The organism is Kitasatospora sp. NPDC059722 (assembly GCF_042733235.1).
Taxonomy (GTDB): Bacteria; Actinomycetota; Actinomycetes; order Streptomycetales; family Streptomycetaceae; genus Kitasatospora.
This window is the reverse complement of the sequence record NZ_JBHWGD010000006.1, coordinates 145,683-156,248: the sequence shown is the minus strand read 5'-3', so window position 1 is coordinate 156,248 and position 10,566 is coordinate 145,683. Positions and strand designations below refer to the sequence as shown.

General features: G+C 73.2%; 8 protein-coding genes and 1 tRNA gene. 1 reads left to right on the top strand and 8 read right to left on the bottom strand.

Annotation, left to right across the window (positions count from 1 at the left end; all coding sequences use genetic code 11):
* The 7 genes from ACFV4F_RS05865 to ACFV4F_RS05835 form a co-directional block, all read right to left on the bottom strand.
* Positions 1 to 977 (bottom strand): Rho termination factor N-terminal domain-containing protein (locus tag ACFV4F_RS05865; RefSeq protein WP_380500578.1); only part of this gene is annotated, 977 nt, incomplete at its 3' end.
* Between the two features lie 600 nt (positions 978 to 1,577).
* Positions 1,578 to 2,516, bottom strand: coding sequence for a homoserine kinase (gene thrB, locus ACFV4F_RS05860; RefSeq protein ID WP_380500577.1), 939 nt, complete (start codon positions 2,514 to 2,516; stop codon positions 1,578 to 1,580).
* A gap of 409 nt (positions 2,517 to 2,925) precedes the next feature.
* Positions 2,926 to 4,023: a threonine synthase gene (thrC, locus tag ACFV4F_RS05855; RefSeq protein WP_380440098.1), complete on the bottom strand. Its 1,098-nt coding sequence runs from the start codon at positions 4,021 to 4,023 to the stop codon at positions 2,926 to 2,928.
* Between the two features lie 10 nt (positions 4,024 to 4,033).
* Positions 4,034 to 5,326 carry a homoserine dehydrogenase gene (locus tag ACFV4F_RS05850; RefSeq protein WP_380440096.1) on the bottom strand — a complete coding sequence of 431 codons (1,293 nt, stop codon included), beginning with the start codon at positions 5,324 to 5,326 and terminating at the stop codon, positions 4,034 to 4,036.
* A gap of 137 nt (positions 5,327 to 5,463) precedes the next feature.
* Positions 5,464 to 6,858 carry a diaminopimelate decarboxylase gene (gene lysA, locus ACFV4F_RS05845; RefSeq protein ID WP_380496765.1) on the bottom strand — a complete coding sequence of 465 codons (1,395 nt, stop codon included), beginning with the start codon at positions 6,856 to 6,858 and terminating at the stop codon, positions 5,464 to 5,466.
* 93 nt (positions 6,859 to 6,951) lie between these two features.
* A complete protein-coding gene (gene argS / locus ACFV4F_RS05840) occupies positions 6,952 to 8,613 on the bottom strand; it encodes an arginine--tRNA ligase (RefSeq protein WP_380440092.1) in 1,662 nt (553 codons plus the stop codon).
* Positions 8,614 to 8,697: 84 nt separating this feature from the next.
* Positions 8,698 to 9,126, bottom strand: coding sequence for a response regulator (locus tag ACFV4F_RS05835; RefSeq protein ID WP_380496763.1), 429 nt, complete (start codon positions 9,124 to 9,126; stop codon positions 8,698 to 8,700).
* Between the two features lie 159 nt (positions 9,127 to 9,285).
* Between ACFV4F_RS05835 and ACFV4F_RS05830 the strand changes: the two genes are divergently transcribed.
* Positions 9,286 to 9,357 (top strand) — tRNA-Arg (locus ACFV4F_RS05830).
* Positions 9,358 to 9,475: 118 nt separating this feature from the next.
* Here the strand turns inward: ACFV4F_RS05830 and ACFV4F_RS05825 are convergent.
* On the bottom strand, positions 9,476 to 10,501 hold the full coding sequence (locus ACFV4F_RS05825) for a trypsin-like serine peptidase (protein WP_380500576.1): 1,026 nt from the start codon (positions 10,499 to 10,501) through the stop codon (positions 9,476 to 9,478).
* Positions 10,502 to 10,566 lie beyond the last annotated feature (65 nt).

Sequence of the window (10,566 nt, the reverse complement as noted above, 5' to 3'; positions counted from 1 at the left end):
GGTGGCGGGGGGGCGGGGGCGGGGGGGCGGGGGGGGCGCGCGGGGGGCGGGGGGCGGGGGGGCGCGCCCCCCCCCGGCCGCCCGCCCCCCCCCCCCCCCCCCCGGCCGCGACGGCCGTCGCCGAACTCGTCGTCGTCGTAGCCGCCCTGCTGCGCCTGCGGCTGCTGCTGGGTCTGCTGCTGGCCGCCCTGGCGGGCCTGGCCGTCGCCCTGGGCGCCCTGCTGCTGGCCGCCGCCCTGCTGGCCCTGGCGGTCGGCGCGCTCACGGCGGTTGCGGCGGTCGCGGCGCGACTCGCGGCTCTCGCCGTCCTGGCCGGCCTGGACCTCGCCGCCCTCCTGGCGGTCGGTGCGCTCGCCGGCGTCGCGGCGGTCGCGGCGCTCGCGGCGGTCGCGGCGGGACTCGGTGCGGCCCTCCTCGCGGCCCTCGAAGGCGCGGGTCTCGGCCGGGCGGGCCTCGGCCTGCTTCGGCTCGGCCACGACGACGGCGGCCGGCTCGGCGGCGGCGGTCTCGGCGACCGGGGCGCCGGCGGCCGAGGTGGCGCGGCGGCGGGTGCGCTCGGCGCGGGCGGGCGCGGCGGTCTCGGCGGCGGCCTGGACCGGGATCTCGATCTGGGCCTGCGGCTCGTCGGCCGGGGCGGCGGCGGCCGCGGCGGCCTTGGTGCGGCGGGCCGGCTTCTCGGCCGGGGCCTCGGCGTCCGCCTTGGTGGCGGTGCGCTTGGCGGCCGGGGCGCCACCACCGGCGGCGAGCAGCGGGTCGCCGCCGCTCTTCTCCTTGATGGTCTCGATCAGCTGGCTCTTGCGCATGCGTCCGGTACCGGTGATGCCCAGGTCCGCGGCGAGCTTCTGCAGCTCGGCCAGGACCATCCCGTCCAGGCCCGCGGCGGCCGAACGGCGGCGCCGGGCCGGGGCAGCGGGGGCGGCGGCGTCCGACGCGTCGGCGTCCGGGCGCGCGCCCATCAGATCGGTGGTGTCGCTCACTAAGGGTCCTTCCCTGGAGCGGACGTCGGCCTGTCTGGCTCGGCGACCGGTTGTGCTGTCCTGACCAACGCTCGACTGCGTCGGTCCGAGGCGGGGATCCCTCGAATGGCGGAAGCCCGTCGAGGGAGAGCTGCGAGGTGCGGTGCACGAAGCACGGTGGTGCGAGTGGCGCGGTGGGCCGGCCGTGTGCCGACCTCCCCGAAGGGCGTACCCCCACGCTGCCTGCGAATCCCGGGCCCCCGTCGCGTGACGGTGGCCCGCGCTCCGCCCGTCCTGGCCTCAAGGTGGGAGGCCGCGGGTGGGAGTCAGGTGCCGTCACGGCTTCGGGATGCGGCCGCAAGTCGCGCAGGCAGGCTGCGTACGCGCTGCGGTGGGCTCCCGGAGAATCGTCGCCCCGAATATCGCCGGGACTCCGCGGCAGCGGAGTGCTGGGATCGGGACGCGGCGCACCGAGCCCCGGAGGGCACCTGGTGCAGCAATGAGGTTAACACTACCGACCCCCTCACACATTCCCCAGCCTTGCGCTTGCCAATCGTGTCCGGACGGCCCGGCTGCGGGCGTGCCGCCGCCGGGCCCGGGCGGACCGCCCGGACGTGCTGCTCAGGCGTCCAGCGGGAGCACCGTGGCGCCGGTGCGGTCGAGCTCCAGGCGGTGCGCGGCGAACGCCGGGTCGCCGCCGTGGCCGTGGTGCCCGGCGAAGGAGAGCACCTTGTCGGCGCCCGCCTCGTCGGTGAGCGCGAGGACGGTCGGGCCGGCCCCGGAGATGACGGCGGGGATGCCCTCCGCGCGCAGGGCGCCCACCAGCCCGGCGCTCTCGGGCATCGCGGAGGCGCGGTAGTCCTGGTGCAGCCGGTCCTCGGTGGCGGCGAGCAGCAGCTCGGGGCGCCGGGTCAGCGCCTCGACCATCAGCGCGGCGCGGCCCGCGTTCACCGCGGCGTCGCCGAGCGGGACGGTCTTGGGCAGCAGGCCGCGGGCGGTCTTGGTGAGCACCTCGGTGGCGGGCACGAAGACGACCGGCACGACCCGCTCGGACGGCTCCAGGACGACCGCCTTGGCCGACTCCTCGTCGGTCCAGGCGACGGTGAAGTTGCCGCGCAGGCAGGCCGCGACGTTGTCGGGGTGGCCCTCCAGCTCGGAGGCGAGGTCCAGCAGCGCGTCGTCGTCCAGCGCGGACGGGCCGCCGATGGTGACGGCGCGGGCGGCCACGAGGCCGGCGCAGATGGCCGCCGACGAGGAGCCGAGGCCCCGGCCGTGCGGTATCCGGTTGGCGCAGACCACTTCGAGGCCGCGCGGCTGGCCGCCGAGGCGGTCGAAGGCGGCGCGCATCGAGCGGACGACGAGGTGGCGCTCGTCGCGGGCCAGCGAGTCGGAGCCCTCGCCGGCGATGTCGACGGACAGGCCGGAGTCGGCGACCCGGACGACGACGTCGTCGTACAGGCCCAGCGCGAGTCCGAAGGCGTCGAAGCCCGGACCGAGGTTGGCGCTGGTCGCGGGGACCCGGACCCGGACGGCGGCGGCACGGAACGCGGGACCGGCCATGCGGTGGACTCTCCTGGGGAATTCGGCGGCGCGGAGCGCCTCGGTGCGGGGGTGGGGAGGCGGGCCGCGGGCCCCGTACCGGGGCGGGCGGTCACAGTCGTCGGTGCGGCCCGCGAGGGGGACGGACCCGGGGCATGTGCCACACGGCCGGACCCAGAGTATCGAAGAGAGGTTCCCCAGTGGTACACCCCGTGGGCCTTCGATCTGGTGTGTTGCCGCTTCTGGCCGGAATGCGCACCCCACCCGGTCAAAGGGCGGGGCGGAATCGGTTCGGAATGCGCAGCGGAATTGACACAAAAGTGTCAGTCGAGAACTTTGACGGGCCGACCCCCGAAAGGGTCGGCCCGTCGCGGTCCGGTGGGGCATCAGGCCTTTTGCCCGATGGGCCCGGTGGGCCCGTTCTGGTGGGTCAGTCGAGCAGGCCCAGGCGCCGGGCCGCCGCCTCCGGGTCGATCGGGACGATCTGCGGCTGCGGCGCACCGGCCACCGCCCAGTCCGGGTCCTTGAGGCCGTTGCCGGTCACGGTGCAGACGATCCGCTGGCCCGGGTCGACCAGGCCGGCCTCCGCCTTGGCCAGCAGACCGGCCACCGAGGCGGCCGAGGCGGGCTCCACGAAGACGCCCTCCTGCGAGGCCAACAGCCGGTAGGCGGACAGGATCTGACGGTCCGTCACCTTGTCGATGAGGCCGCCCGACTCGTCCCGCGCGGCGAGCGCGAAGTCCCACGAGGCCGGGTTGCCGATCCGGATCGCGGTGGCGATGGTCTGCGGCTTGAGCACCGGCGCGCCGTCCACGATCGGGGCCGAGCCGGAGGCCTGGAAGCCCCACATCCGCGGGGTGCGGGAGGCCAGGCCGTCGGTGGCGTATTCGCGGTAACCCTTCCAGTACGCGGTGATGTTGCCCGCGTTGCCGACCGGGAGGACGTGGATGTCCGGGGCGTCGCCGAGCATGTCGACGATCTCGAAGGCGGCCGTCTTCTGGCCCTCGATGCGCACCGGGTTCACCGAGTTCACCAGCGCCACCGGGTACTTCTCGGACAGTTCGCGCGCGAGCGTCAGGCAGTCGTCGAAGTTCCCGTCCACCTGGAGGATCCTGGCGCCGTGCACCAACGCCTGGCCCATCTTGCCCAGTGCGATCTTGCCCTGCGGGACGAGCACCGCCGACACCATCCCGGCCCGCACCGCGTACGCGGCGGCGGAGGCCGAGGTGTTGCCGGTGGAGGCGCAGATGACGGCCTGCGCGCCCTCCTCCTTGGCCTTGGAGATGGCCATCGTCATCCCGCGGTCCTTGAAGGAGCCGGTCGGGTTGGCGCCCTCGACCTTCAGGTAGACCTCGCAGCCCGTGCGCTCGGACAGCACCTGGGCGGGGACCAGCGGCGTGCCGCCTTCGAGCAGGGTGACCACCGGAGTGGCCGCGGTGACCGGCAGGCGGTCGCGGTACTCCTCGATCAGGCCGCGCCACTGGTGGGTGTGCGCGCCTCGGACGACGTTCTCGGCAACGGCGTTCATGGCTAGTTCCTTACTCCCCTTCGACCCGCATGATGCTGGCCACGTCCCGCACGCTGTCCAGCGCGCGGAGCTTGTCGACCGTCGCCGACAGGGCGGCGTCGGTGGCACGGTGGGTGACCACGACGAGCGAGGCGTCGCCGTCACGGCCCTGCTGGCGCACGGTGTCGATGGAGACGCCGTGCTCGGCGAACACGGAGGCCACCTGGGCGAGCACACCGGCGCGGTCGTCCACGTCCAGGCTGACGTGGTAGCGGGTGACGACCTCGTCCATCGGCTTGGCCGGCAGCTGCGTGTACACCGAGTCACCGGGGCCGGTGGCCTCGTTGAGCTTGTTGCGGCACACCGCGACCAGGTCGCCGAGCACCGCCGAGGCGGTCGGCGAGCCGCCGGCGCCCGGGCCGTAGAACATCAGCCGCCCGGCCGCCTCGGCCTCGACGAACACCGCGTTGTACGCCTCGCGGACGGAGGCCAGCGGGTGCGACAGCGGGATCATCGCCGGGTGCACGCGCGCGGTGACGGACTCGCCGTCGGCGGCCCGCTCGCAGATCGCGAGCAGCTTGACGACGCAGCCCATCGCCTTGGCCGAGGCGATGTCGGCCGCGGTCACCTCGGTGATGCCCTCGCGGTAGACGTCCGCCGCGGTCACCTTGGTGTGGAAGGCGATCCCGGCCAGGATCGCGGCCTTCGCGGCGGCGTCGAAGCCCTCGACGTCGGCGGTCGGGTCCGCCTCGGCGTAGCCGAGCGCGGTGGCCTCCTCCAGCGCCTCCGAGTAGCCGGCGCCGGTGGTGTCCATCTTGTCGAGGATGAAGTTGGTGGTGCCGTTGACGATGCCGAGCACCCGGTTCACCTTGTCGCCGGCGAGGGACTCGCGCAGCGGGCGCAGCAGCGGGATCGCCCCCGCCACCGCGGCCTCGTAGTACAGGTCCACCCCGGCCGCCGCGGCGGCCGCGTGCAGCTCGGCACCGTCCTGGGCGAGCAGCGCCTTGTTGGCGCTGACCACCGAGGCGCCCTGCTTGAACGCCGACAGGATGTGGTGTTTGGACGGCTCGATGCCGCCCACGACCTCGATCACCACGTCGATGTCGCCGCGGTTGATCAGGGCCTCGGCGTCGGTGGTCAGCAGGTGCGCGGGCACGCCGGGGCGGTCCCGGCCGGCCCGGCGGACCGCGATGCCGGCGAGCTCGACCGGGGCACCGATGCGCGCGGCGAGGTCGTCGGCCGTCGTCGTCATGATGCGCGCCACCTCGGAGCCCACCACACCACAGCCCAGCAACGCCACCTTCAGCGGGCGCGTACGCATCATCCGACTCCGCTCTGCATTCATCGTGCTTCGGTAATTCCGGCGGTTTTCTCGGGCCGCCGGGAACTTCGGTCCGTACCAGTCTCGGGGACTTTCCGCACGGATCTACGGTCGTTCCATGATCTGAGACAAGAATTTCGTCATCCGATATCCAGACGCAGGAGATCCTCCTCCGTCTCGCGCCGGACGATCACCCGCGCCGCACCGTCCTTGACCGCCACCACGGGGGGCTTCAGGGCGTGGTTGTAGTTGCTCGCCATCGAGCGGCAGTACGCGCCGGTGGCGGGCACCGCGAGCAGGTCGCCCGGGACGAGGTCGGCCGGCAGGAAGGCGTCCCGCACGACGATGTCGCCGGACTCGCAGTGCTTGCCGACCACCCGGACCAGCATCGGCTCGGCGTCGCTGGTGCGCGACACGAGCGCCACCGAGTACTCGGCGTCGTACAGCGCGGTGCGGATGTTGTCGGACATGCCGCCGTCCACGCTGACGTAGGTGCGCAGGCCCTCCAGCGGCTTGACGGTGCCGACCTCGTACAGCGTGAACGCGGTCGGGCCGACGATCGCCCGGCCCGGCTCCACGCTCAGCCGCGGCACGTCCAGCTCGGCCGCCCGGCACTCGCGGCGGACGATGTCGGCCAGCGCGGCGGCGATCTCGGCCGGCTCGCGGGGGTCGTCGTCGCTGGTGTAGGCGATGCCGAGGCCGCCGCCCAGGTCGATCTCGGGCAGCTGGACGCCGTGCTCGTCGCGGACCTGCCCGAGCAGGCCGACCACCCGGCGGGCGGCCACCTCGAAACCGGCCATGTCGAAGATCTGCGAGCCGATGTGCGAGTGGATGCCGCGCAGCTCCAGGCTCGTCGGGTGGCCGAGCACCCGGCGCACCGCCTCGGCGGCCGCTCCCCCGGTCAGCGACAGGCCGAACTTCTGGTCCTCGTGCGCCGTCGCGATGAACTCGTGGGTGTGCGCCTCGACGCCGACGGTGACCCGGATCAGCACCGGCTGGCGGACGCCGTGCCGGGCGGCGATCGCGGCCAGCCGCTCGATCTCCTCGTAGGAGTCGACGACGACGTGGCCGACGCCCGCCTTCACGGCGTGCTCCAGCTCGTCCACCGACTTGTTGTTGCCGTGCAGCGCGATCCGCTCGGCCGGCATCCCGGCGGCCAGCGCCACGACCAGCTCGCCGACGCTGCACACGTCGAGGTTCAGGCCCTCCTCGTGCAGCCAGCGCACGACCGCCTTGGAGAGGAACGCCTTGCCGGCGTAGTAGACGTCCGCGTCGGCGCCGAAGGCGTCGCGCCAGGCGCGCGCCCGGGTGCGGAAGTCCTCTTCGTCCATGACGTAGGCCGGGGTGCCGAACTCGGCCGCCAGCGTCTTGACGTCGATCCCGGCGACGGTGGCCACGCCCTCGGCGTCGCGGGCCACGGTGCGCGACCAGACCTTGGGGTCGAGCGCGTTCAGGTCGGCCGGCGGGGCCTGGTAGTGGCCCTCGGGCAGCACGTCCCCGTGCCGGGGGCCTGCGGGGTGTGCGGAACGACTCATGTGTCTTTCCCAGTCCTTCGAGACCTATGGCGAGGGGCGGCGACGGTCCCCGTTGACCGTCAGCCGCCCCCGCTGTGCGCTTGGGGGTGGTTCCTACATCCGCTCGGGCGCCGTCACGCCCAGGAGCGTGAGCCCGTTGGCGAGCACCGTACGCGTCGCCTCGACCAGCCAGAGGCGGGCCCGGTGCGTGTCGTTGAGCTCCTCGTCGCCCTTGGGCAGGAACATGCAGTTCTCGTACAGGCGGTGGTACTTGCTCGCGAGCTTCTCCAGGTACACGGCGACCCGGTGCGGCTCGCGCAGCTCGCCGGCCGTGGCCAGCACGCGCGGGAACTCTGCGAGGTGGCCGAGGACGTCGGACTCCCACTCGGTGGCGAGCAGCTCGGGTTTGAACTGCTCGGCCGGGCCCTTGTCCACGCCCAGCTCGGCGGCCTTGCGGGCCACGCCGCACATCCGGGTGTGGGCGTACTGGACGTAGAAAACCGGGTTCTCGTTGGTCTGGCTCGTCAGGAGGTTGATGTCGAGCGTGATCGTCGAGTCGGTGGAGGAGCGCGCCAGCGTGTAGCGGGCGGCGTCCACGCCGATCCACTCGACGACGTCGTCGATCGTGATGATGTTGCCGGCCCGCTTGGACATGCGGACCTCTTCGCCGTCGCGAAGCATCTTCACGAACTGGCCGATCTTCACCTCGATGTTGTGGTTCATGTCGTCGCCCGCGCAGGCCGAGATGGCCTTGAGGCGGTTGACGTACCCGTGGTGGTCGGCGCCCAGCATGTAGAGCGCGACGTCGGTGCCGCGGTCGCGCTTGGACAGGTAGTAGGCGGCGTCGGCGGCGAAGTAGGTGGTGTCGCCGTCGGCCTTGATCAGGACGCGGTCCTTGTCGTCGCCGAAGTCGGTGGTGCGCAGGAAGACCGCGCCGTCCTGGTCGAAGACGTGGCCCTGCTCGCGCAGCCGGGTGATGGCCTTCTCGACGGCGCCGGAGTCGTGCAGCGACTTCTCCGAGAACCAGACGTCGAAGTGGGTGCCGAACTCGTCCATCGAGCGCTTGATCTCGGCGACCATGAGCTTGAGGCCCTCGGTGCGGAAGACCTGCAGCTGCTCGGCCTCGGGCAGGTCGAGCAGGCCCGGGACGGCGCCGGTGATCGCCTTGGCGATGTCGACGATGTACTCGCCGACGTACCCGCCCTCGGGCACCTCCCGGCCGTTCGCGGCGGCCTGCAGCGAGGCGGCGAACTTGGTGATCTGCACGCCGGCGTCGTTGAGGTAGTACTCGGTGGTGACGTCGGCGCCGGAGGCCCGCAGGACGCGGGCGAGCGAGTCGCCGACGGCCGCCCAGCGGACGCCGCCGATGTGGATCGGGCCGGTCGGGTTGGCGGAGACGAACTCCAGGTTGATCTTCAGGCCCTTGAGGGCCTCGTTGCGCCCGTAGGCCTCGCCGGCCTCGACGACGGTGCGGGCGAGCGCACCGGCGGTGGCGGTGTCCAGGGTGATGTTCAGGAAGCCCGGACCGGCGATGTCGACCTTGGTGACGCCGGTGATCCCTCGCAGGCGGTCGGCCAGCGCCTCGGCGACGGCTCGCGGCGGCTTGCCGGCCGCCTTGGCGAGCTGGAGGGCCACGTTGGTCGCGTAGTCGCCGTGGTCCCTGTTCTTGGGCCGCTCGACCGTCACGTGCTCGGGCACGGCGACGGCCAGCTCGCCCGCCTCGACGGCGGCGCTCACTGCGGCCTGGATTGCCTGGGAAAGCTCTGCGGGGGTCACGACGCCAAGCGTAGGCGAGACGGGGTGCCCGCCCGCCACTCGGTTTGCCGGTTGAGACGCCCGTGCGGCGCCCCGGCGGCGGTGTCAGCCTCGATCGGTGCGCTCTGTTCGCTCAGGGCGAAACCCGCCGGGCCGCCCGCCCAGGGTCATCAGGCGGCGCACCAGTGCCACCAGGTCCGCCGGGTCGAAGGGCTTGCCGAGGTAGCCGTCCACCCCCACCGCCTCCCCCAGATCCAGGTCCGCCGGGGTGCAGGCGCTCACGATCGCGATCGGCAGCCCGCTGGTGCCGGGCGCCGCGCGCAGCCGGGCCGCCGTCCGCAGGCCGTCCAGACGCGGCATCACCACGTCCAGCGTCACCACGTCCGGCCGCACCCGGCGGACCACCTCCAGGCACTCGGCACCGTCGGCGGCGGTCACCACCTCGAAACCCTCGAGTTCGAGGTTGACCCTGATCAGCTGGCGGATCACCTCGCTGTCGTCCACCACGAGGACCCGCCCGGACTCTCCCGACACCTCACCGAGGGTATCGGCGGGGCCGCCGCCCCGTCCGGCCTTTCCCGACTTCCGCCCGGCGGGCGCCCGGCCGGCCCGGTGCGAAACCCGTGCACGGACCACGGCCGGAGCCTGGTAGTGTTCTCCACGTCGGAGCGCAGGCCCCGACGGCAAGAGCAGGCCCCCGTAGCTCAGGGGATAGAGCACCGCCCTCCGGAGGCGGGTGCGTAGGTTCGAATCCTACCGGGGGCACTTGCAACCGAGGCCCAGATCAGTGGAGTTGTTCCACGGATCTGGGCCTTCGTCGTTTTCCGGACCACGCCGGCGGAGACGCCGCCCGGCCGCGGGGTGGGCGGCCGGGCGGCGGGCTTCAGGAGGCGGAGGCGGCGGCCTCGGCCTGGGAGTAGAGCGTCGCGATCGTGTGGTCGAAGTAGGCGCTGTAGGACACGTCGTCGGTGTCCCCGCCCTGCTGGTAGCCGCCGATGGCGCCGACGACGTCCCCGGTCGCGGTGTCGATCCACGGGCCGCCGCTGGTGCCGGCCGGGTAGCTCGGGCAGTCGATGACGCGCTGGTAGGTGCTCTGCTTGTCGCTGGCGTTGGTGCACAGGCTCGGGGACTCGGAGTCGGCCGGGTAGCCGTAGAGGCGGACGGTCGCGCCGAACGACTCGTCGGTGCCCAGGCGGTTGGCGCCGACCACGTCCTCGACCTTGCGGCCGTTGCTGGGGGCCGTCTCCAGGATCGCGAAGTCCTCGTCCACGTCGCCCTTCTGGGACCAGTCGGTGGTGGTGTGGATCGCGGTCACCTGCCACGTGCCGTACGGGGCCGTGCCGTTGCGGTAGCCCGGCACGAACACCACGCCGTCGGTGCTGGTGAGGCAGTGCGCGGCGGTGAGCAGGAGGTTGCCGGTGGCGCTGTGCACCACGCTGGCGGTGCAGAAGTGGTTGCCGGCCGCGACGGAGCCGCTGAACAGCGCGCCGACGGTGGACGATTCGGAGGTCGCCGGGGCGGCCGCGGTGGTGCCGAGGTTCACCGTGCGGGTGCCGGGGGCCTTGGTGACGGTGGCGGTGGCCGTCGGAGTAGGAGTAGGCGTGGGTGTGGGTGTGGGCGTCGGGGTGTCGGCGGTCGGCGTCGGGGTGCTCGACGGCGTGGGCTCGGCGAGCGGTGACGTCGACGCGGGGGCCGCGGGGGTCGTGGGAGCCGCGGTGGCCGAGGGCGACGCGGGTGCCGTCGCCGCCGGGGAGGTGCGGGTGGGACTGCTCGCGGCCGTCGCCTCGGACGGGCTCAGCGAGTGCATGCCGGTCACGACGGCGGCCACCGTGAGCGCCGAGAGCGCGGTGAACAGGGTCGGAGCCAGGAATCTGCGTCGCGGGGTCGTGCGGCGGCTGTGCTGGCCCATGCGAGTCTCTCCTGCCCGGGAGGCGGCGTTGTCCGGTCACTGACTATGACGCCTCCGGCTGGAAA

Excerpts from the sequence above, each read along its gene's own strand:
- lysA (WP_380496765.1), bottom strand. The coding sequence starts at position 6,858 with ATGAGTCGTTCCGCACACCCCGCAGGCCCCCGGCACGGGGACGTGCTG.
- ACFV4F_RS05825 (WP_380500576.1), bottom strand. The coding sequence starts at position 10,501 with ATGGGCCAGCACAGCCGCCGCACGACCCCGCGACGCAGATTCCTGGCT.
- thrB (WP_380500577.1), bottom strand. The coding sequence starts at position 2,516 with ATGGCCGGTCCCGCGTTCCGTGCCGCCGCCGTCCGGGTCCGGGTCCCC.
- thrC (WP_380440098.1), bottom strand. The coding sequence starts at position 4,023 with ATGAACGCCGTTGCCGAGAACGTCGTCCGAGGCGCGCACACCCACCAG.
- ACFV4F_RS05850 (WP_380440096.1), bottom strand. The coding sequence starts at position 5,326 with ATGATGCGTACGCGCCCGCTGAAGGTGGCGTTGCTGGGCTGTGGTGTG.